The organism is Pseudomonas sp. NBRC 100443, from assembly GCF_030268185.1.
In the GTDB taxonomy this organism is placed as follows: domain Bacteria; phylum Pseudomonadota; class Gammaproteobacteria; order Pseudomonadales; family Pseudomonadaceae; genus Pseudomonas; species Pseudomonas citronellolis.
The window spans coordinates 238618-260924 of record NZ_BSQE01000002.1; the positions used below are offsets into that span (position 1 = coordinate 238618).

At 64.6% G+C, this 22307-nt stretch carries 20 protein-coding genes and 1 pseudogene; 11 read left to right on the top strand and 10 right to left on the bottom strand.

The features are described from left to right. Positions 1–161: 161 nt before the first annotated feature. The 7 genes from QSJ95_RS03330 to QSJ95_RS03360 form a co-directional block, all read right to left on the bottom strand. Positions 162–1079 carry a zonular occludens toxin domain-containing protein gene (locus QSJ95_RS03330; RefSeq protein ID WP_285640022.1) on the bottom strand — a complete coding sequence of 306 codons (918 nt, stop codon included), beginning with the start codon at positions 1077–1079 and terminating at the stop codon, positions 162–164. A gap of 66 nt (positions 1080–1145) precedes the next feature. Beyond that, on the bottom strand, positions 1146–1460 hold the full coding sequence (locus tag QSJ95_RS03335) for a hypothetical protein (RefSeq protein ID WP_285640024.1): 315 nt from the start codon (positions 1458–1460) through the stop codon (positions 1146–1148). Continuing rightward, positions 1460–2770, bottom strand: coding sequence for a hypothetical protein (locus QSJ95_RS03340; RefSeq protein WP_285640025.1), 1311 nt, complete (start codon positions 2768–2770; stop codon positions 1460–1462). The genes QSJ95_RS03335 and QSJ95_RS03340 overlap by 1 nt, the downstream gene beginning before the upstream one ends. Before the next feature lie 11 nt (positions 2771–2781). Further along, complete coding sequence (locus tag QSJ95_RS03345) at positions 2782–3039, bottom strand: hypothetical protein (protein WP_285640026.1); 258 nt, start codon at positions 3037–3039, stop codon at positions 2782–2784. 340 nt (positions 3040–3379) lie between these two features. Next, positions 3380–3664: a single-stranded DNA-binding protein gene (locus QSJ95_RS03350; protein WP_285640028.1), complete on the bottom strand. Its 285-nt coding sequence runs from the start codon at positions 3662–3664 to the stop codon at positions 3380–3382. 243 nt (positions 3665–3907) lie between these two features. After that, positions 3908–4141 carry a hypothetical protein gene (locus tag QSJ95_RS03355; protein ID WP_285640030.1) on the bottom strand — a complete coding sequence of 78 codons (234 nt, stop codon included), beginning with the start codon at positions 4139–4141 and terminating at the stop codon, positions 3908–3910. 1 nt (position 4142) lies between these two features. Beyond that, positions 4143–5264, bottom strand: a complete 1122-nt coding sequence (locus tag QSJ95_RS03360) for a phage/plasmid replication domain-containing protein (protein ID WP_285640032.1) — start codon at positions 5262–5264, stop codon at positions 4143–4145. A 142-nt stretch (positions 5265–5406) separates the two neighbouring features. On the opposite strand from QSJ95_RS03360, the gene QSJ95_RS03365 reads away from it, so the two are divergent. The 7 genes and pseudogenes from QSJ95_RS03365 to QSJ95_RS03395 all read left to right on the top strand — a co-directional run bounded on the left by QSJ95_RS03365 (position 5407) and on the right by QSJ95_RS03395 (position 11869). Then, a complete protein-coding gene (locus tag QSJ95_RS03365; protein ID WP_285640033.1) occupies positions 5407–5598 on the top strand; it encodes a hypothetical protein in 192 nt (63 codons plus the stop codon). 563 nt (positions 5599–6161) lie between these two features. Then, complete coding sequence (locus tag QSJ95_RS03370; protein WP_285640035.1) at positions 6162–6635, top strand: hypothetical protein; 474 nt, start codon at positions 6162–6164, stop codon at positions 6633–6635. A 3-nt stretch (positions 6636–6638) separates the two neighbouring features. Continuing rightward, entirely contained in the window at positions 6639–6815 is a 177-nt protein-coding gene (locus QSJ95_RS03375; RefSeq protein WP_285640037.1) for a hypothetical protein, read from the top strand. Between the two features lie 616 nt (positions 6816–7431). Continuing rightward, a pseudogene (locus tag QSJ95_RS03380) lies at positions 7432–7689 on the top strand (site-specific integrase); the annotation flags it as partial. Positions 7690–7817: 128 nt separating this feature from the next. Further along, complete coding sequence (locus QSJ95_RS03385) at positions 7818–8342, top strand: sigma-70 family RNA polymerase sigma factor (protein ID WP_043315120.1); 525 nt, start codon at positions 7818–7820, stop codon at positions 8340–8342. A gap of 4 nt (positions 8343–8346) precedes the next feature. Then, the gene (locus QSJ95_RS03390; protein ID WP_285640042.1) at positions 8347–9306 is read left to right on the top strand and encodes a FecR domain-containing protein; all 960 of its coding nucleotides are present in this window, start codon (positions 8347–8349) and stop codon (positions 9304–9306) included. 106 nt (positions 9307–9412) lie between these two features. Beyond that, positions 9413–11869 (top strand): TonB-dependent siderophore receptor, encoded by a 2457-nt coding sequence (locus QSJ95_RS03395; RefSeq protein WP_285640044.1) that lies wholly within the window; start codon positions 9413–9415, stop codon positions 11867–11869. A 48-nt stretch (positions 11870–11917) separates the two neighbouring features. Here QSJ95_RS03395 and QSJ95_RS03400 read toward each other — a convergent pair whose 3' ends face one another. From QSJ95_RS03400 to pvdQ, 3 genes are all read right to left on the bottom strand, one after another. Further along, positions 11918–13249 carry a lysine N(6)-hydroxylase/L-ornithine N(5)-oxygenase family protein gene (locus QSJ95_RS03400; RefSeq protein WP_285640046.1) on the bottom strand — a complete coding sequence of 444 codons (1332 nt, stop codon included), beginning with the start codon at positions 13247–13249 and terminating at the stop codon, positions 11918–11920. Between the two features lie 164 nt (positions 13250–13413). Next, entirely contained in the window at positions 13414–13716 is a 303-nt protein-coding gene (locus QSJ95_RS03405; protein WP_051879225.1) for a transcriptional repressor, read from the bottom strand. A 127-nt stretch (positions 13717–13843) separates the two neighbouring features. Further along, positions 13844–16132: a bifunctional acylase PvdQ gene (gene pvdQ, locus QSJ95_RS03410; RefSeq protein WP_285640049.1), complete on the bottom strand. Its 2289-nt coding sequence runs from the start codon at positions 16130–16132 to the stop codon at positions 13844–13846. 284 nt (positions 16133–16416) lie between these two features. Between pvdQ and QSJ95_RS03415 the strand changes: the two genes are divergently transcribed. From QSJ95_RS03415 to QSJ95_RS03430, 4 genes are all read left to right on the top strand, one after another. Beyond that, positions 16417–17430 (top strand): FecR family protein, encoded by a 1014-nt coding sequence (locus QSJ95_RS03415; protein WP_285640051.1) that lies wholly within the window; start codon positions 16417–16419, stop codon positions 17428–17430. 131 nt (positions 17431–17561) lie between these two features. Then, complete coding sequence (locus tag QSJ95_RS03420; protein ID WP_285640053.1) at positions 17562–18734, top strand: efflux RND transporter periplasmic adaptor subunit; 1173 nt, start codon at positions 17562–17564, stop codon at positions 18732–18734. After that, a complete protein-coding gene (locus QSJ95_RS03425) occupies positions 18735–20714 on the top strand; it encodes a MacB family efflux pump subunit (protein WP_285640055.1) in 1980 nt (659 codons plus the stop codon). A gap of 11 nt (positions 20715–20725) precedes the next feature. Continuing rightward, a complete protein-coding gene (locus QSJ95_RS03430; protein WP_285640056.1) occupies positions 20726–22144 on the top strand; it encodes an efflux transporter outer membrane subunit in 1419 nt (472 codons plus the stop codon). Positions 22145–22307: the final 163 nt, after the last annotated feature.

The following is a 22307-nucleotide window of genomic DNA, read 5'->3' on the forward strand; positions in this document are numbered from 1 at the left end:
TGTCACGACGCATCCATTCACGGTCATAAAGCCCCATAACCACCTCCCAGTCAAAGAACTAGAACCCTAGCACCAACAACAAGCGCCGCACAGGTCAAAAAGCCCACCAGGTACATGGCAGCTAACAATCCAAACGCAGTAAAAATAGCGCCCTTACTCATTCAAGCCTCCAGATTGCCCGGCAACTTCGGATAAACATTCGGATCAAGCGCCTCACGCAATGTTTCCTGGCGAATACGACGACGCTCCAAGACAAGACGTTCATGGCGGCGCAAAGCAACCCGTTCAAAACCATCAAGATCAACCAAAACCCATATCGCAAACACCGGCAAAAGCAGCAATCCAAGAGCCCTGGAAATCGTCCAGGGCTTGAATTCAGCAACAGGCTTCACATAACGCCCCTTAAGATGCCAAGCACTGAGAACAGTGTAAGGAGCACGCATATCGACAGGACCTTTATCGTAGAATTCGACACCATCATCAAAAACCTGCCGCGTGTCGTAAGCGTTAAATAAATCAGAACCACGGTAAACCCACCGCTCAACAAAGTTAGCGCGATCTGGACGACCATAATAGACCGAGGCCACATGGAAGCGTGGAAGCCGTAACTTAAGAACGCGGTACTTATCCATACGACGACAGATAACAACATGCTCACCAAGAGCGCGAACAATCTGACCATCACAAGCCTCGATATCCTGAATTAAAAAGATAATGTCCCAACGCTTCTTTCGAGCATGAAGAAACCAGTCAATGAGCTGTCGCCTTCCCTTGTCGTTCCACTCGCGAGAATTAAGCCAAGTTCCGCATTCATCCAAAACAATAAGGCCATAGCGAGACTCGTCATTATCGCGAGGGTTCTCAGATTCATAACCTTCCCCTAAAGCATTCATGTCTTCAACGCGAGGTTTATCAGGAAGACGAATAATAGTCGCCTTATTATTAGTAAAAAGCTCATCAGGCCAAATATCAAGATTGGTCGCAACACGACGCCCCGCCGCCATGTAATCGCGAATCTTGCCAACAGACACTAGCGACTTGCCCGAGCCCAATTTTCCCGTAACGAAATAAACAGTCATATCCACCCCAATCGGAAGGCAAGGGGAGGTATCAGCCCTACGGGCTAACACCTCCCCTTCCCTTCCTCAGACTTTGCCCTTGATGGTTATCAGCGTTGTAATCTCTTGATAGGTCCAGGCGGCCGCATATGTCGCGGCAATACACGCTATACATGCCGTCGTATTATTCGGCAGAAGATCAAGCGCATCCTGAACCCAGCCGGGCGCCATTACATAAAGGCCGCCCTGGAGAGCCGTAACAGCCACCACGAACGCGGCGGCGGCAGCGAGCCATGCCGTGGCCACCATCATGCGAATAGTGAACTTGTAACCCAGGCGCTGGGCCAAGAAGGCCGCAACGCGAGTGAAGATGGCAACAAGAACAGCAGCAACAGCATTCATCAGTCAGCCCTCACGCGAGTCACAGATTCCCGCCATATCTGGAAGCAGTAGTGCCACGTCCAGAGAGCAAACATGAAGGCCAGGAAGGGGCGAACATAGGCCTCATGAATAGGGCAGTAATTAGTGGTCAGAACACCAACAACCGGAAGGTCAAAGGAATGCTCTTTACAACTACCGCCCATGGAAAACCAAGAGTGATAACCCAGCGGAGAAATAGAACTCCCCTGCCCTTCAATTTCGCCAGGAAGACCGCCAAGCGGATCATTTATACCGGCAAGAGCATCAGGAACTGTAGGCGCATCAGAAGTCTCTGTCTCAGTAGTAGTACCGTTGTTGTTAGTGGTATTGGTAGTAGTGGTTATAGTTGGCTCATAATCAATATAAGTATCACCATAAGTAATAGTCGCCGATGGCGTTTGTGTAGTGGTTTTTGTAGTGCCATCAGAAGAGGTGGACGTAGAGGTAGATGGAGGCGCCGTTACAGTCTCAGGGCCAGTCAAAATGCGAGTATCAGGCAAGGACTCATAACAGGCTTGAGGATTAGGAAGGGAATCGCAAATGCCAGAACTTAAATCCCTCTGCCAAACACCATCCTTGCCCTTAATAAATCCATCAAGAACAGACCAATCACTATCGGTCAAATCTGATTTATGGCTTGTTACATCACCAACAGCATAAGGCTTAGAACCAATAGCCGGGAAATTACCCTGAGAGTCAAATGTATAGCCCAGGGAAGAATTAGTACAATAGTTCTGATTCGAGGAGTAACCGGAAGGAAGATCAGAAATAGTACTGGCACCGACAACAATCCAAGTAACCCCCTGATAGGTAGTAACCAAGCTATGGCCAATAACTTGGGAGGCAGGAAGGTAATTACAAATCTGCTGGGGATTAATGGTTAATCCAGTGGTAACATCCTGGCCTGTAGAAGTCTGATAAGTAATCTTCTGTAGCTTAGTATTGTCATCGGACATAACCCAGCCAACACCCTCAATAGCAGCAATAACCGTCAAATTAAGAGCAACACTAGCAAGATTGTTCTTTAAGCCAGACCTGGCAAGAGAAGTGACACGACTAACAGGAACAGTGCGAACAGCCTTAACTGGAACGGTAACAGCTTTAGTCCCAAGCGGAATGGTTGTAGGAACATTCTTATATGTCTTGTATCCGGTGGATAACGTATCAACCGTTTCAGCACTACGAATTAACTCCCCCTCCAAGGGCGTATCAATAGTCTGCCGAACGGCAAACGCCTGCCCAGAAAGAAGAAAGGCGACCGAAGTCGCCAGGATAACGATCGCCTTTCTCATGGCGCCCTCCCTTAGCTCGCGCCTTTCCGCAGCCATTTCTTGGCGACACCGATGCCGATGTCACCAGCCAGGGAGACCAGCAGCAGCGCGACACACGCGGCGATACCGGCGGTGATGTAGGTCAGGATCTTCGCCTGCAGACTGGTGATGGCCGGGGTGATCGGATCATCATCCGCCATGGCGAGGACAGGGAAGAGCACGACAGTGGCCACCGAGGCGCGCAGGGCGGCCGCCTTGGCGCGTTCTTTGACACTTTGGTACATGGGCATAGGGACTTACTCCTATTGGATTTTGCCGAAGATGCGCCGTAGAAAACGGACGACGCTGCCGTACGCGTAGCCGGTGAACCAGAAAACAACAGCTCCACCGCCTGCATAAAGCGCGTAAGTCACGTGGTGACTCCCGCGGAATAGCCGTGGCCAAAGGCCCCAATCCAGAGCCCGACACACAGCAAGTAGTACAGATCGACCAGGGTTATTGGGCTTGATGGATCCACGCGTGATGGCCCTCCAGGTAGGGGGCTACGGTGTCCGACAGGCCCCAGAGGTAGCCCGCCAGAAGGCCCACGACGAAGAGTCCGAGGTAGCGATACATGACGGGCCTCCCCAATCAGCTGGCTTGCTTCAGCGATGCTGAAGCGATGGGCTTCAGGCGGACACGAAGCTGGACTTGCTTGTACTTGCCAACCCACAGCGACTTCTCGTCGAGCTCATACACGCCGGGCTGGTACGGCTGCTGGCCATCGTCCAGGGCCAGGACGACCTTTTCCGGGTACTTGTCGTCACCCTTGAACATATGGGCTTCCTGCTCGCGAATTTGCCAGGGGCCACGGGCATTGGTGCCGGACTTAACGTCGACATCGGTGGAAGTGACTTCGAAACGGACGTTGAGCATGGATACTTTCCTCGGTGTCAGAAGGGACGGGTTAGAACCCGAAGGCGTCGCCGAGCCAGGGCGTGCCTGACTCGCGAACAATGGTCGTCCACTCGCGGACCGGCTTGGCCAGCTGCAGGACAGGAACAGGCACTGACTCGACCAGAGCCTGCGAAGACGTGGTGTTCGCCGCGATCTGAGCCCGCATAGCACGGTGCTGGTCGGCGAGCGTTTGGGGGGAGCCCTGGAGGCGGATTCGTTGCATCACGCCCACCCCTGAGCTTCAAGATCGTAAATAACGGCCATGGCATGGTCTTGGGCGTTAAACAGCAACGCATCCAGACGCTCAAGGGCAAAACTGTCGATATGGCCATGACAGAACAGGCAGGCCAAGTAACCAAGCAAACGACCGGTGTCGAAAGAAACGTCGGTACGGCATCGGCCATTGCGAACAGACCAGAGCATGCGTTCAATGCTGTCGAAGTCAGCGAACAACATCTCAAGCCACCAGGCGCAGGTGAGACGGAACAACCGCGGGGCGGTAGAAGCCCGGCAGCGGCACGTCGAAAATTCGTTCAACCTCGCGCACATTGCGGATAAACACCACGCCGCAACGGGTGGAGTCATACGGCAGCTTGATATCGATGCCGATGCGACGAAGACGGGCACGATGGGTCTTCACCGACGACTTTTCGAAGTCAAAAACAGCACCATGCATCCACTCGTAAGCGATGCTCGCGGTACGGCCAGCAGCTTGCACATTCGGGCAAACCTTCTGGCGGATCAGTTCTTGGGTGATGCTCACCGGGTCAAACGCGCTCAAGCTCATCTTCTCGCCCACCTTCAAAAAATCGCCGTGTATCCGCTCTAGTTCCCCCTCATCGAACAGCCCCCAAAAGCAGAGGCGTTCCCGCTTAAGAAACTCCGAACGCAGCTTGATCTCAGAGCGGACCATGCCGACCGAGGCACACCAGTCGCGGAGCTGGCGGACGTATCGGTATTCGTCGGAGTCTTCACCGAAGGCACGCTTGACCTTCGGCAGTAGATGGGCGTCCAGTTCGGCCGCCTTGTTGTAGTTGCCTGGGTAGACCAGGCGCCCCGCTTTCTCGCCACCCTTGGGCGTCCAGACCACGGTGTTGCCATCCGGGTACAGGTACGCAATCGAGTTCCGATAGCGCTGGCTGGAGATGCCTCGCAGGTAGGCCCGTTCGTTGCCCTGCCCTACGTAGAAATTGCTGGTCAGGTCGAGCCGCTGCAGCACCACGCCATCAGCCAAGGCATCACCGTCCTGCAGGCGCTGAACGCGGGCGCACGCCGTCATTGCAGGCAGCCCAAGCTCGACCAGAATCGAATTGATCACCCGGAAGCACTCGCCCAACGTCTTGAGCCCGTAGACGTTGTCCAAGCGATTGATTCGCGAGGGATTGCCATCGACAGTCAGGCGACGACCGCAGACGTGAATGCGGAAAGTGGTGCAGTAGCTACCTTCCGCCAGGAAGGCCGGAGCGCTTTCGCTCAACAGCTCTTCCGTTTCGGCGTCAAAGCGGCGAAGGATCAACCCGGCCCGGTGCGGCAGGTCAAACGGGTAGTCCTGATAGGCCTTGATCCAGTCGATAAACATCGGCAATCCCGAGCCTGAAAGTGATTTATCGCAAAATCACAAGTGATCTTCGGGCGCTTTATAACCGAATCACAAATCACATTGCAACACATGCCAGAATCACGCTCACCAGAAATCACAAGTGATAGCGAGGCGACATCACGTGGCAAAGACCTACCGACTCAGGGACGAAGCCGAGGAGGCGCTTAGCGCCAAGCGGATAAAACTCATCGTTGAGCGAAAGGAAGATTTCAAAGAAAGCGAGCTGCTGGGCGCCCTGATCTGGAAGCACCTGGGGACGTTGCGTGCCGAAGACATCAAGGCGTACCGCGAGGCGGTACTGGGGAAAGATTGACCCGGAAAGTATGGACTTTCATACCAAAGTGGGGGTGTTACAGCACCCCCACCCTGCCCAGCCACGGAGACGACCATGGGCCTACAGGACCGGGAATGGTTCAACGAGGCGCGCAAAGCGCCCAGGAAGCCACACAAACCCATCCAGCACCCCAAGCAGCCACGCAGCCTGAAAACGCCCTCATGGGCCATCGTAGGCGCCGTCGTAGCCATCGCTACTGCAGTAATTCTCTGGCTGTAACCGACTGGAAGCCCGGCAGCGCTGCTCGCTGGGCTAAACGGCCTGAACATTCCGCGGAGATCTGCCAGCACGCAATGCGCACCATGTGAGGTGCTCTGTGACGGGCCGCGATACGCGCCGTAGGGGTAATCATGGCGCGGGGTGGGCTCGGAGGGGCGAGAAGCCCGGCGCCTCGCGAGCCAGCCGCCGAGCGAGGCGAGCCAAGTTATCGTTACGTAACGAATATTGCCGACGAACGGTCGATTTATCGTTACGTTACGCTCGCCTGTTTATCGTTACGTAACTATAATTACTCCATGCCAACCAGCACGGAGCACAGCACCATGAAACAGCCAGGCGACAACGACACCCGCGAGCTGGACCTCGGCGAAGCAAAACGCCGCCGAGGCCGGCCGGTCACCGGCGAAGCCAAGACCAGCGCAGAACGGCAGCGCGCCTACCGTGAACGCCAAAAAGCGCAACGTAACGGAAAAAACTACGAAGCCCTCAACGCAGCCCTAATCAGCACGCTCGACCGATGCGACAAACTGGCGGCGAAGCTCGGCCGAGCCAACGAAAAAATAAAGGAGCTGGAAGCTCAATTGACGTCACGTAACGAAAAGCCAGAGAAAACGGAAAGGGCCTGGACGCTCCAGGGGCGCAGCGGATCCGGCAAGTGGTCAAACCTGGTGTGCGGAATGGACCGTGAAGAGGCTAGCCGTCAGCTAGACCGGGTGATCGACAACAAGATCCTCGGCGCCACGAAAGGCCGCCAATATCGCATCGTCGAAGAAATAGCGCAACGTAACGGAAAATAAGCCATGGAAACTCAGATCACGATAGGCCTGGTCGTCACCATCCTCGCAGTCATCATCCTTGCCGGCTCATTCATGGCCATCGTCGGCTATGGCTTCATACGCCACTGGCTACGCACTGGCGAGACCTGGGAAGCCACCCAGGAGCGCAAGGAACGCGAAGCCAGGACCAAGCAACCCTAAAGGTCCAAGATCGCACGACAGGCCGCCTGGAGAGTTTCCAGGCGGTCATCCAACAAAGCCCCTTCCTCATCGAGTTGGCGAGCCCGACGCCGAGCTTGTCGCAACTCCCCTACCACTCGCCCATAGTCCTCGAGCACATGGCAGACCGCGCCCAGGTCATCACGACCAGGGGCGTAGAGTTTCGCGTCACGTAACAGGAATTCGGGGATATCGAGAAGGGCCATCGCATAATCGACGTTACATTAAATCCGGCCCGGAGCTTATCAGCATCGTCCGGACCAGATTAAACGTAACGTCACGACATTATGCGAAGTCATGGATAAGCGCAGCTGCAGATGGCCCCTGCAGAATTCACCAGGGAAAACCGCTCGTTTGCCCGTCTCGGCATCTTCCCTGAGTCGATCCGTCGATCTGCCATGGCAGCTCCGCTCGAACCGCAGACTCGGCGCTCGATCATTCCACGTTTCCCCAAACGGATTCGCAGGCAACCCATTCGAAGCTGCCAACACCAACGCGACGCTACGTGAAATCTGCGAACCTCGCGGCCAATCCTCGTCACGCTTTTCACGTAAACGCAGCATGCAACGCACGACGACACTCATGCGCCGGACTGCACCTGCAGGCGCTGTTCGACCGCGCGCTGCAACGCATGGCGGCCGAAGGCTGGAGCGACGACGAAGTGGACCAGCTGCGCTCGGTCTCGCTGCACTGGCTGCGCCACACCTCGGCCACCTTCGACGCGCCGCTGCGCGACATGAAGGACCTGCAGGCCGACCTGCGCCACAACAGCCTGAGCACCACGCAGAACACCTACTACAACTCGCTGGACGAACAGCGCGCGCATTCGGTGAAGGGGCTGAAAATCAAGCGCTGATATTCAGGAAAAGCATTCCCCGAGCTCTCAACAGCATGCTCTTCAACCAGCACGACATATTGCCGGGATGACCGCGCCACACCTAAAATGATAATAAATCCCATTTGTATCACCGAGCCCCACTCCCCATGTCGAGCCCCGCCCTCAAGCAGCAGGTGAGCAAGATCTACCAGGAGCACCATCGCTGGCTGCAGGGCTGGCTCCGTCCTCGCGTCGATTGCCGCGAACTGGCGGCCGACCTGGTACAGGACGTATTCATCCGGGTGTTGACTGCCGAAGATGCCGCGGCGCGCATCGAAGCCGTGCGCGAGCCCAAGAGCTATCTGGCGACCATCGCCCAGCGCCTGATGATCGACCACTTCCGGCGTGCCCGCCTGGAACGCGCCTGGCTGCAGGCCCTGGCCGAACAGCCGGAGGCCGTGGAGGTCAGCGAGGAAACCCGGGCCATCCTGCTGGAAACGCTCTGCGAACTCGACGCCATGCTTGCCGGCCTCGGGCCCAAGGTGCGCCAGGCCTTCCTCCTCGCGCAGTTCGACGGCATGCCCTACAAGCGGATCGCCGAACGCCTGGACCTGTCCCTGGCCACGGTCAACCGCTACATCGCCAAGGCGATGCACCAATGCCTGCTGCATCGCCTGCGCACCGGACTCTGACGCCATGAACTCCCTCGATACCCGCAAGCTGGCCGCCCTCGAACAGGCCGCTCACTGGTACAGCCTGCTGCGCTGCGAGGATGCCGGCGCCGGATGCCAGGCCGCCTGGCAGGTCTGGCTGGAAGCCTCGCCGGACAACCGCTGGGCCTGGGCCCAGGCGCAGGGGTTGCAACAGCAGTGGTCGGCCATTCCCACTGGCGTGTCCGGCCGCGCCCTGGAGCTGGCCGAGCAGGAACGCCTGGGCGGCCGCCGCCGTGCGCTCAAGGGTTTCGTCCTGCTCGCCGGGGCCTGCGCGCTGGGCTGGGATGGCTATCGCACCGACCAGCAACGGGCCTGGCTTGCCGACTACAGCAGCGCCACCGGCGAGCGGCCGAAACTGACCCTGGCCGATGGCTCGCAACTGCAGCTCAACACCGACAGTGCCGTGGACGTCGTCTATGACACCCGGCAGCGGCTGATCGTACTGCGCCGCGGTGAGTTGTTGCTCAACACCGCGGCGGACCCCGCCGGCCGCCCCCTGTACGTGCAGACCCCGCAGGGCCGCGTGCAGGCCCTGGGCACGCGCTTCTCGGTGCGCCTGGTCGATGAGAAGGCGCAGGTGGCGGTCTTCGAGCACGGGGTGCGCATAACCCCCGGTCGCGGCCGGGAGGTGCTGCTTTCGGCCGGCGAACAATGCCGTTTCGATGCGTTCGCCGCCAGCCCGGTGCAGCCCCTGGAGGCCGGCCAGGATGCCTGGACGCGCGGCCTGCTGATCGCCAACGACCAGAGCCTGCCGCACTTCCTGCATGAGCTGGGACGCTACCGTGCCGGCTGGTTGCGCTGCGATCCGGCGGTAGCCGACCTGCGGATCAGCGGCACCTTCCCGCTGAACGACACCGACCAGGCCCTGCGTGCGCTGGCCAACAGCCTGCCGGTGCGCATCGAGCGGCGTACGCGCTTCTGGGTCACGGTGACGGCGCGCTGAGGCGAGCGAAAAATATTTTTGCCGCGATGATATTTCTTCTCGTTCTCGTTCGACTCAAGGGCAACGGGCAGATCGCCCGCCAGCCAACCGAAGAGAACACTCAACGATGAAAACACCCTTCCCAGTCCGCCCGCTGTCGGCTGGTATTCGTAGCGCCCTCCTCTGCTCCACCCTCCTCCTGCCCCTGGCCGCGCCCGTGCACGCCGCAGCCGATGAGGGCGCAGTGCGCCAATATCACCTGAGCAAGGGCGACCTGGGCCAGGCGCTGACGCGCTTCGCCGCCGAAGCCGGTATCGTCCTGTCGTTCGACCCGGCGTTGACCCGCGGACACCGCACTGAGGGCCTGGAGGGCAGCTACAACGTGCCCGACGCCCTGGCCCGACTGCTCGCCGGCAGCGACCTGCAAGCGGTGCAGAACGAGGATGGCCACTACATGCTGATGCCCCGCCCGAGCAGCGAGGGCGCGCTGGAAATGGGCGCGACCACGGTGCTCAGCAACCAACTGGGGAGCATCACCGAGGGCAGCGGCTCCTATACCCCCGGCACCATCGCCTCCGCCACGCGCCTGGTATTGTCGCCGCGCGAGACGCCGCAGACGGTGAACGTGATGACCCGCCAGCAGATGGACGACTTCGCCCTCAACAGTATCGACGACGTCATGAAGCGCACCCCAGGCGTCACCGTGCAGAAGCTCGACAGCGAGCGCAGCGCCTACTGGGCGCGCGGCTCGCAGATCACCAACTTCCAGTACGACGGCATCCCCTCCTACCTGGATACCGCCTACGCCGACGGCAAGACCCTCAGCGACATGGCCATCTACGACCGCATCGAGGTGATCAAGGGCGCCACCGGCCTGCTCACCGGCAGCGGTCAGCCCGGCGCGGCCCTGAGCCTGATCCGCAAGCGCCCGACCCGCAGCTTCGCCGGCCACCTGTCGCTGGGCGCCGGCTCCTGGGACAACTACCGCGGCGAGCTGGACGTCGGCGGCCCGCTGACCGAGGAAGGCAACATCCGCGGACGCTTCGTCACGGCCTACCAGGACAAGAACTCCTACCTGGACCGCTACGAGCAGAAGAACTCCACCTACTATGGCATCCTCGAAGCCGACCTGACGCCGAGCACCCTGTTCAGCATCGGCATGGACTACCAGGACACCACCCCCACAGCCTCCAGCTGGGCCGGCGTGCCGCTGTTCTACTCCGACGGTTCCAAGACCGACTTCCCGCGCTCCTTCAACCCCGGCGCCAACTGGAGTTCCTGGGAGCAGTACAACCGCACGGTCTTCGCCACCCTCGAGCACACGCTGGAGAACGACTGGACGCTCAAGCTGCACCTGAACCACCAGGAAAGCGGCTACCACGCCCCGCTGGGCTCTGCCGGCGGCGGCTACCCGGACCCGCTCACCGGCGAAGGCGCCATCCTGTTCCACGGCAAGTACACCGGCGACACCCGCCGCGACTCGGTGGACATGTACGCCTCCGGCCCCTTCGAACTGTTCGGCCGCGAGCATGAGGCGGTGTTCGGCTACAACGCCACGCGCTCGGTGACCAAGGGCAACGGCTACTGGGACTACCCCACCCCCTACGACCCGAGCATCCCCAACATCTTCACCTGGAACGGCAAGTTCCCCGAGCCGGACTGGGGCTCCAAGGCCAACCTGAAGAACTACTCGCAGCTGCACCAGTCCGGCTACTACGGCACCGTGCGCCTGAAGCCGACCGACGACCTGGCGCTGATCGCCGGCGCCCGCGTAGCCGACTACCACGACAGCGCCGAGCAGATCTCCGACAGCCAGTACGGCTACTACGTCACCCCGCAGAGCACCCGCAAGAGCGGCGTGGTGGTGCCCTACCTCGGCGCGGTGTACGACCTGAACGACAACTACTCGGTGTACGCCAGCTACACGGGCATCTTCCAGCCGCAGCAACTGCGCGACATCAACGACAAGCCGCTGGACCCGGAAGAAGGCAAGAGCTACGAGCTGGGCGTGAAGGGCGAGTTCTACGACGGCCGGCTCAACGCCAGCCTCTCGGTGTTCGAGTCGCAGCAGGACAACCTCGCGGTCGAGACCACCGATGTCACCCCTTCCGGCGGCATCGCTTACGACAGCGTCAACGGCACCAGGACCCGCGGCTTCGAGGCGGACATCTCCGGCGAGATCCTCCCGGGCTGGCAGATGCAGGCTGGCTACAGCCACGCGGTCACCCGAGACAAGGACGGCAGCCGCCTGCGCACCCTGAACCCGGACCAGTTGTTCCGCCTGTACACCACCTACCAGTTGCCGGGCGAGCTGAACCAGATCACCGTGGGCGGCGGCGCCAGCTACCAGAGCAAGATCTGGACGGACGTCAGCGACCAGAACTACGAAACGGTGAAATACACCCAGGGCAGCTACTGGCTGGTGGACCTGATGACGCGCTACCAGGTCACAGAGCACCTGTCCGCCACGCTCAACGTCAACAACCTGTTCGACAAGAAGTACTTCAGCAACCTGGGCTTCTACAACACCGGCTACTACGGTGAGCCGCGCAACCTGATGCTCACGACCCGCTACGACTTCTGAGGCGAACCTCCGGGCCGCCAGTGCAGGCGGCCCGGTAATGGAACTGCCTCAGGCAGTCTCGGCCGTCTGCGCAGCAGCCGTGCGCCCGGCCGGCTGTTCTTGCAGGTGCCGGAACAGCGACGCGGAAATCTCCTCGGCGCGGGCCGGCAGGACCGACAGCAGGGTGTCGCTGAGGCCGTGGCTGGCCTGGCTGAAGCCCTGCAGGTAGATGGGTGCGCGCAGTTGCGCGTCGGTCTGCAGGCGGTAGTCGCGGTCGACGCGGAAGTCGCCCAGGTGCGCCTGCAGCGGCGCCAGCAGTTCGCGGTGCGAGTTGCGCTCGTAGCCGGTGGCCAGGATCACCGCGTCGTACTGCTTCTGTTCCACCTCGCCGGTGGCGCTGTCGCGCAGGCTCAGGTGCACGCCGGCGGCGTCGGCGCGCACGCCTTCGACGTGGCGGCGGCAGAGGAAGCCGTGGCGGGCCTGCCCGGAAACCTTCTGGCGGTAGAAGATGGCGTAGATGCGCTCGATCAGGTCGAGGTCGACCACCGAGTAGTTGGTGTTGTGGTATTCGGCGATCAGCTTCTCGCGCTCGCTTTCCGGCTCCTGGAACACCAGGTCGGTGTAGTCGGGCGCGAAGATTTCGTTGACGAAGGGGCTGTCGTCGGCCGGCTTGAGCACGGCGGCGCGCAGGATCATGTCGACCTGCACCGAGGGATAGCTGTCGTTGAGGTCGATGAAGGCCTCGGCGGCGCTCTGCCCGCCGCCGACCACGGCGATGCGCATCGACTCGTGGCGCACGCAGGGCTGCTCGGCCATGCGCTCCAGGTAGCGCGCATGGTGGAACACCCGCGCATCGCCGCGCAGGCTGGCGAAGGCCTGCGGGATGCGCGGCGTGCCGCCGGTGCTGAGGACGATGGAGCGCGCCAGGCGGAAGTTCTCGTGGCCTTCTGCATCACGCGAGACCACCTTGAGCAGGTCGATGCCGTGGGCGCCGGCGACCGGCTCCACGCGCTGCACCTCCTCGCCGTAGCGGGCCTGCTCGGCGAAGTGCCGGGCGACCCAGCGCAGGTAGTCGTTGAACTCCATGCGGCACGGGTAGAAGGTGCCGAGGTTGATGAAGTCCGCCAGGCGCCCCTGGCTGTGCAAGTAGTTGACGAAGCTGTAGGGGCTGGTGGGGTTGCGCAGGCTCACCAGGTCCTTGAGGAAGGAGATCTGCAGTTCGCTTTGCGCCACCAGGGTGTTGCCGTGCCAGCGGTAGTCGCCCTGCTTGTCGAGGAACAGCGCGTGGTAGTCGAGGCCCTCGCGTTGCGCCTGCTCCTGCAGCGCGATCGCCAGCGCCAGGTTGGAAGGCCCGAAACCGATGCCGAGAACGTCGTAGGTGGGGGTGATCATCTGGTTCATGCTGCCAATATCCTTAGCCCGTTTGCCAGGAGGCGCGACGGCGGTTCGCCGGCCCATGGAGACGCCGCATCGGCGCCTTGTTTCAGAAAGACGAGACCGCTTTGCGGAAATTTAGAATGCGTCTCATTGGCATTTTATGTAGGAATTCCAGCGGCGCAGACGCATCACTGCAGGCGGCGACGCTCGCCCTCTTCGTCCAGCGCCATCGAGAACGAGGGCGCCAGGCGGTAGCGGCGCTGCGCATCGCGCACCAGCACGCCGCTGCGCCCCAGGCTGCGCAGGGTGCTCTGCACGCAGGCCTGGGTGATGGAGTTGGTCGGCTCGCGCAGGCGCTGGTAGAGCTCTTCCACCGTATAGGCGTCCTGCTCGTGGAAGGCGCTCAACACCACCAGCCGCGGCAGACTGGTGCGCAGGCCGGCATGGGCCAGAATCCGCCGGGCGGGCTCGCTGGCTCTGGATTGGGTCATTGGCTTCTCCTTGTCCCCCTGGGCCGGGCGCAGCCAGTGCTGCGGGTGCGCCGCCCTCCTCTTGCATGCTCGAATCCGTTGCGCAGGTACCTGAAGCTCATTGGAAATCATGGGCGTACACCTCCTTTCATTGCGCCAGGCGCACCACCCGGAGTGTGGGGTCCGCGTCGATCTGCGCCTCGGTGAAGGGCAGCGGCGACCAGGCCTGGCGCGAGAACAGCCGGGTCTGGTCGGCGTGGTGCGGCGAACGCGGCTCGCTGGCCTGGGAGAAGGCCAGCAGCCCCTTGGCCTGCGGGCCCTCGGCGGTGAAGCTGACCAGCTGGATGTAGCTGCTGCCGCTCACCACCTCCAGGTGGTCGCCCTGGGGCACGCTCTGCATGGCGTTGTAGATGCCCAGGTGGCCGTCGCCGCCGGGGATCGGAATTGGCGGCTTGGCCGTGCTGCTGACCTGCACTTCGCCCCAGCGTTGGCGCTGGTCGAGCCCCAGCTCATGCACCTCTTTCGTCGCGGCCAGCAGCGCTTCGCGCACCTGTTTCGCCACTTCGGGCTTGTCCAGGGCGATGCCGCTGGGCGTCTGCAACGGGCGCGCGGGGTCGAACGGCACCTTCCAGGCGCCCTCCAGGCCGTCGAAGTGGGTCATGAAGCGCTGGAAATAGACGAAGCCCGGGCCGGCGTCGAGGTTGGCGCTGCGGTCCCACTTGGCGAGGCTGCCACAAGCGGACGACAGCGCTGCTTCCTGCGCCTGGCGGCACAGTTGCAGCAGGTCGGGCAGCACCAGGTCGGCGGCGTAGACGTGGTTGCCGGTAACCAAGCGCTGCAGCAGCGGCTCGTCGATAGAGCCTTTGCCCTGCAGGGCCTGCAGCGCGAAGCGGGCGCGCAGGCCCAGGGGCTGGTCCTGGCGGCTGGCCAGCGGCGAGAAGCCTTCCAGCGGCGCCGCCGGGTTGGTCATCCAGGCGCTGTCGTTGGAGTTCTGCACGAAGTCGCGGCGCACCAGCGCCGGCAACTGCGTGGCCGGCTGGATGCCGGGCTGCGCCGCACCGGGGTCGCGGCTCCAGCCGCAGCGCCCGAGGTTGCCCTGCAGCGCCGGCAGGCCCTCGGCGACCAGCGCGGGAATGGCGCAGGCCTGCAGCTGCCCCGGGGTCAGGTTGGGCACCACGGACTGGTTCAGGTACAGCACGTCGCCGTGTTCGTCGGCGGCCAGGGTATTCACCCAGGGAATGCCCTGCAGGGACTCCACGCGGTGGCGCAGGTCCGCCACGTCGCGCGCCTGGTTGATCGAGTACCACTGCTGCAGCACCCGGGTGTTGCCCAGGTTGGCGTCGCGCAAGGCATAGGCCTCGCCGGCGCTCCAGTCGAGCTTGCCGGGCCAGACCAGCACCGGGCCGTAGACCGACTCGTAGACGTTGTGTTCGACCGTCTGCAACTGGCCGTCGGCGCCGCGCACCTGGACCTTCACCACGCGCTTCTCCAGCGGCTGCCAGCGTCCGTCCAGGCGGTAGTGCAGCGGGTTCTGCGGGTCCAGTTCCAGGCGGTAGAGGGTGAAGTGGCTGGAGGTGTCCACCGTGTGCGTCCAGGCCAGGTGCCGGTTGAAGCCGATGTTCACCACCGGCAGCCCGGGCAGCGCCGCGCCCATGACGTCCAGCTTGCCGGGGATGCTCAGGTGCAGCTGGTAGAAGCGCATGGCGCCCTGCCAGGGGAAATGCGGGTTGGCCAGCAGCAGGGCGTGGCCGCTGGCCGAGCGCTCCGCGCCGACGGCGATGGCGTTGCTGCCGCGTTCCAGGCGAAAGCGCTCGCGGCGCTGATCGGCCAGGCGGAAGCCCTCCGCGCCGGTCAAAGCCGCATTGGCAGCACCCGGCGGCGCCGCGGCCACCACGGCCTGGGCGAACTGGCCGACACCGCCCTCCACCAGCAGGCGACGGGTCAGGCGCACCAGGTCGCCGCTGTCGATCGGCTTCAGCCAGGGCTGGCCCAGGCAACTGGTGGTGTCGGCGCTGGCCTCGCGCAGGAAGCGATTGAAGCCCGCGGCATAGCCCTCCAGCAGCTGCGTCACCTCCGCGGACTGGGCCTTGCGGAAGGCCTCCACCGCTTCCGGGCGGTTGAGCCAGGTGAAGAAGACGTCCGAGGCGAGGTTGCCGACCTGCGCCGAGGATTCGCCCTCGGCGCCGAAATAGCGCGAGCGCTCGCCGCGAGCGGTGACGATCTCGTCGGCCAGCAGGCAGGCGTTGTCGCGAGCGTAGGCGTAGCCGATGCCGAAGCCCAGGCCGCCTTCGTCGGTGGCGCGGATGTGCGGTACGCCGTAGGCGGTCCAGCGGATGTCGGCGGCCAGGGCGGCCGGGCGGGCGATGTCGGCCTGGGCCTGGGGCAGCAGGCCGAGCAAGGCGCCGGCGAGGCCGGCCACGAGGGTGCGCTTTTGCATCGATTCATCTCTGTACGAGCGCGCCGCGGATGGCGCAGGACGACTGGGAGTCGCGGCCTTCGGCGGCATGAATGCTCCGCCCCGAACGCCGGCATTCAGGGAACGAAGCGCACCCGGGAAACTTTACCGACGCCCGCCGTAGGCGCCCCGGCAAGGCTGGATCGGGGTGGCTGGCGCCCGGCCGCGGCTTTCCGTAGGATGCGAGCTCTCCTATAATTGCGCCCATCATCCCTCCGCCATGGCGGCGCCGGATCCAGGCGCGGCAAGGTTCAACCGGCCCCCTCATGACTACCCCCCCTTCCCCTTCGAGCGATCCCGTGGCGCAGGCCGCCGCGCACTGGTGCATGCGCCTGCACGAGCCGGACTGCAGCGATGCCGAGCGTGCGCAGTTCCAGCAATGGCTGGAAAGCGACCCGCGGCATGCGGCCAAGTACGCCGAAGTGGAGAAGATCTGGAAGCTAAGCGCGCACCTGCTGGAAGCCCGCCCCGCCCCGCGCACTGCCGGCCGCCGCCCGCCGCCGCCGCGCCCGCCCGCACAGGCCGGGCGCCGCCGGCGTTCCTGGCGCAGGCAACTGCGCGCCGCCGCCCTCGCCCTGCTGGTGCTGCCGGCCGCCGGCTACCTGGGCTGGCTGCAGGGCTGGGTGCCGGACAGCTACCACCGCTACCAGGCCGACGCCACCCTGCGCAAAGTGCTGCTGCCCGACGGCAGCGAGGTCGAGCTGAACCTCAATACCCGCCTGTCCTATGCCAACTTCCGCGACGTGCGCCGGGTGGTGCTGGACCAGGGCGAGGCCTACTTCCACGTCAGCCACGACGCCAGCCACCCCTTCGTGGTGCGCGCCGCCAAGGGCAGCATCACCGTCACCGGCACGCGCTTCGACGTGTGGAAGTACCAGGACCAGGTCACCGTGACCGTCACCGAAGGCTCGGTGCGGGTGCGCAGCGAGAAGGACGGCAACGACAGCAGCCTGCCCCCCGGCATGCAGGCCAGCTACCGCGCCGGCATGCTCCAGCCCCTGGTGGCCAGCGCCGACCCCGTCCAGGTCCTGGCCTGGCGCGACGGCCGCCTGGTGCTCGACGACCTGTCGCTGGGCGCCGCCCTGCCGCTGATCAACCGCTACCTGGACGCCCCGCTGGTGCTGGCCGACCAGACGGTGGCCAACCTGCGCATCGGCGGCACCTACCGCACGCGCAACCTGCAGGAACTGGTCAATGCCCTGCCCCGGGTGCTGCCGGTCGAGCTACAGCGCCTGGACAACGGCAGCATCCGCATCAGCAGCCGCTACGCGCAGTTGTAACAGAGCGCGAATAAAGCTCCGCCAGCCCTGTCGGCGCTAAATTTCCTTGGGCATCATCCGTCTTCCCGAAAGCGCATGCCTGGCCGCGCCCCCGCGGCGGCATGCCTTCCAAGCCCTGGCCGGAACCCCGAATGAAACGCCCCCGTCGTACTGGTCGCATACTGCTGATCGCAGCCCTCCTTACCTCCCTGCTCGCCGTCGCCGCCTGGCAGACCCACCCCTTCGGCGGCGATGACCTGATCACCGCCCCGGTCACCCGTGGCGACATCGAAAGCAGCGTCACCGCTCTCGGCACCCTGCAGCCACGGCGCTACGTGGACGTCGGCGCCCAGGCATCGGGGCAGATACTCAAACTGCACGTGGAGCCCGGCGACGAGGTCAAGGAAGGCCAGTTGCTGGTGGAGATAGACCCCTCCACCCAGCAGGCGCGGGTCGACGCCGGCCGCTACTCCATCGAAGTGCTCAAGGCGCAGCTGGCCGAGCAGCGCGCCCAGCACCTGCTGGCGCGCCAGCAGTACCAGCGCCAGCAGCGCCTGGCCGCCGCCAGCGCCACCCGCGAGGAAGACGTGCAGACCGCCTACGCGCAGGTGCAGGCGACCCAGGCGCGGATAGACATGTACCAGGCGCAGATCCACCAGGCCAAGGCCACCCTGCGCAGCGACGAGGCCGAGCTGGGCTACACGCGCATCTACGCGCCGATGTCCGGCACCGTGGTGGCGGTGGACGCCCGCGAGGGCCAGACGCTCAACGCCCAGCAACAGACGCCGCTGATCCTGCGCATCGCCAAGCTCTCGCCGATGACCGTCTGGGCCCAGGTCTCCGAGGCCGACATCGGCCGCGTCAAGCCGGGCATGCCGGCCTACTTCACCACCCTCGCCGGCGAGCAGCGGCGCTGGAGCGGCACGGTGCGGCAGATACTGCCGGTGCCGCCCAAGCCGCTGGACCCGAACAACCAGGAAAGCACCGGCAGCAGCTCCGCCAGCGGCTCCAGCGGCAGCGGCCGGGTGGTGCTGTACACGGTGCTGGTGGACGTGGACAACAGCGACCACCAGCTGATGGCGGAAATGACCGCCCAGGTGTTCTTCGTCGCCGCCACCGCCCAAGGCACCCTCACCGCGCCCGTGGCCGCGCTGCATGAAGACGGCCAGGGTGGCCGCCACGTCTGGGTGGTGGGGCGCAACGGCAAGCCGGAGAGCCGCAAGGTCGAGACCGGCATCAGCGACCGCCTGCACGTCCAGGTGCTGTCCGGCCTGCAGGAAGGCGAACGCCTGCTGATGGCCGCCCCGGACAATGGCGAGGGCTGAATGAGCGAAACCCTCCAGGACATCCCGCTGATCGAACTGCGCGACGTACGCAAGCGCTACGGCGGCAACGGCAGCCCCGAGGTCGAGGTGCTGCGCGGCATCTCCCTGAGCATCCACCCCGGCGAGTTCGTCGCCATCGTCGGCGCCTCCGGCTCCGGCAAGTCGACGCTGATGAACATCCTCGGCTGCCTCGACCGCCCCAGCAGCGGCCGCTACCTGTTCGCCGGGCGCGACGTCGCCGAGCTGGACAGCGACGAGCAGGCCTGGCTGCGCCGCGAGGCCTTCGGCTTCGTGTTCCAGGGCTACCACCTGATCCCCTCGGCCTCGGCCCAGGAAAACGTCGAGATGCCGGCCATCTATGCCGGCACCCCGGCCCTGCAGCGCCACGGCCGCGCCCGCCAGTTGCTGGAGCGCCTGGGCCTGGGCGAGCGCACCGGCAACCGCCCGCAGCAGCTTTCCGGCGGCCAGCAGCAGCGCGTCTCCATCGCCCGCGCCCTGATGAACGGCGGCCACATCATCCTCGCCGACGAACCCACCGGCGCCCTCGACAGCCACAGCGGCGCCGAGGTCATGGCGCTGCTCGACGAGCTGGCCGCCCTGGGCCACGTGGTGATCCTGATCACCCACGACCGCGACGTCGCCGCCCGCGCCAAGCGCGTCATCGAGGTGCTCGACGGCGAGATCGTCAGCGACAGCGCCAATGGCGCGCCGTCGCAACCGGCCACCCCCGGCCTGCGCGCCGAGGAGCTGCGCGAGCGCCTGCTGCAGGGCAGCACCGAGCCCGCCGGGGCCTGGCGCGCCGAGCTGCTGGAAGCCATCCGCGCGGCCTGGCGGGTGATGTGGCTGAACCGCTTCCGCACCGCCCTCACCCTGCTGGGCATCGTCATCGGCGTGGCTTCGGTGGTGGTGATGCTCGCCGTCGGCGAAGGCAGCAAGCGCCAGGTGATGGCGCAGATGGGCGCCTTCGGCTCCAACATCATCTACCTCAGCGGCTACTCGCCCAACCCGCGCACGCCCATGGGCATCGTCAGCCTGGACGACGTCGCGGCCATCGCCACCCTGCCCCAGGTGAAGATGGCCATGCCGGTGAACGGCGGCGAACTGGTGGTGCGCCACGGCAGCCTCGACTACCACGCCTACGTCGGCGGCAACAACACCGACTTCCCGGCCATCCTCAACTGGCCGGTGAGCGAAGGCAGCTACTTCACCGAGCGCGACGAAGCCAACGCCGCCACGGTCGCGGTGATCGGCGCCAAGGTGCGCGAGAAGCTGTTCGGCAGCGCCAGCCCGATCGGCCGCTACATCCTCATCGAGAACGTGCCCTTCCAGGTGGTCGGCGTGTTGCAGGCCAAGGGCTCCAGCTCCGGCGACCAGGACGCCGACAACCGCATCGCCGTGCCCTACTCCGCCGCCAGCATCCGCCTGTTCGGCACGCGCAACCCGGAATACGTGATCATCGCCGCCGCCGACGCCCGCCGCGTGCACGAGACGGAAAAGGCCATCGACCGCCTGATGCAGCGCCTGCACCGCGGCCAGCGCGACTACGAGCTGACCAACAACGCCGCGCTGATCCAGGCCGAGGCGCACACCCAGAACACCCTGTCGCTGATGCTCGGCTCCATCGCCGCCATCTCCCTGCTGGTGGGCGGCATCGGGGTGATGAACGTGATGCTCATGACCGTGCGCGAGCGCACCCGCGAGATCGGCATTCGCATGGCCACCGGCGCGCGGCAGAGCGACATCCTGCGCCAGTTCCTCACCGAGGCCACGCTGCTCTCGGTGGTCGGCGGCCTGGCCGGCGTCGGCATCGCCCTGGGCATCGGCGGTGCGTTGCTGCTGGGCAAGGTGGCGGTGGCCTTCTCCCCGGCGGCCATCCTCGGCGCCTTCGCCTGCGCCCTGGCCACCGGCCTGGTGTTCGGCTTCATGCCGGCGCGCAAGGCCGCCCGCCTCGACCCGGTGGCCGCCCTGGCCAGCCAATGACGGACACCCGAATGAAAGCCCTGAGCCTACTGCCCGCCTGCCTGCTGCTGGGCGCCTGCGCCGGCGCCCCGCAACCCCTCGACAGCGGCATCGCCGCCCCGCCCGCCTGGCAGTACGGCGCCGGCGACACCCGTCGCGGCGAGCTGCAGCGCTGGTGGACGCGCTTCGGCGCCGGCGAGCTGGACGGCCTGGTCCAACGTGCCCTGGACAACAGCCAGGACCTGGCGGCGGCCATCGCCCGCGTCGACCAGGCCCGCGCCAGCGCGGTGATCGCCGGCGCGCCGCTGCTGCCGGAAGTCAACGCGCAACTGGGCGCTACCCGCGAGAAGCTGCTGCACGGCGCCGGCTACAGCGGCATCGACGCCAGCGAGGACGACAAAGCGGTGGATACCTTCAGCGCCGGCCTCAGTGCCAGCTACGAAGTGGACTTCTGGGGCGGCCGCCGCGCCGCCTACCGCAGCGCATTGCAGAGCCTCAAGGCCAGCGAGTACGACCGCGCCACCGTGGAGCTGACGCTGGTGGCCGGGGTCGCCGACGCCTACCTGCAGGTGCTCGCCCTGCGCGAACAGCAGCGCATCGCCCGGCTCAACCTGGAGAACGCCGAGCAGGTCCTGGGCCTGGTGCGCAGCCGCCGCGAGGCCGGCTCCGCCACCGAGCTGGAAGTGGCCCAGCAGAGCGGCCTGGTGGCCGCCCAGCAACGCCAGTTGCCGCTGCTGCAACAGCAGGAGCGCGATGCCCAGGTCACCCTGGCCACCCTGATCGGCGAACCGCTGCCGGCCCTGAAACTCGGCGGGCAGCCGTTCGACAGCGTGCAGTGGCCGCAGGTCGGCGCCGGCCTGCCCAGCGAACTGCTCACCCGCCGCCCGGACGTCGCCCGCGCCGAAGCGCAACTGGCGGCGGCCCAGGCCGACGTACAGGTGGCCCGCGCCGCCATGCTGCCCAGCCTGACGCTGACGGCCAACCTGTCCTCCGGCGCCAACCACGCCTCCGACCTGCTGCGCACCTCCTACTACGACCTGGGCGCCAACCTGCTGGCGCCCATCTTCAACCACGGCCGCCTGGGCGCCGAGCGCGACCGCCGCCTGGCGCTGCAACGCGAGCTGCTGGAGAACTACCGCAAGGCCATCCTCGGCGCCTTCGCCGACACCGAACGCTCGCTCAACGGCATCGACGGCATCGACCGCCAGCTGCACTGGCAGCAGCAGGAACTGGAACAGGCGCAGCGCGCCTTCGAACTCTCCGACAGCCGCTACCAGGCCGGCGCGGAAACCCTGCTCACGGTGCTGGACACCCAGCGCACCCTCTACCAGGCGCAGGACGCCGCGGTGCAGCTGCGCCTGGCGCGCCTGCAGGCGGCGGTGGGGTTGTTCAAGGCTCTGGGGGGCGGCTGGGACGCCGCCGCCGCGCCTCTGGCGCGCAACGCCCCCTGATCCGGCCTTCGAACCGTGCCTCCCGGTAACTTGTAGGAGCGGGCCCTGCCCGCGATTCGCGCGCAGGGCGCGCTCCTACAGGGAGCGGTGCGGTTGGGGCCGGCGCACGGTCGGGCATGGCGATGGGTATCGCTTCGCTCAACCCATCCTACGAGGAAACCCG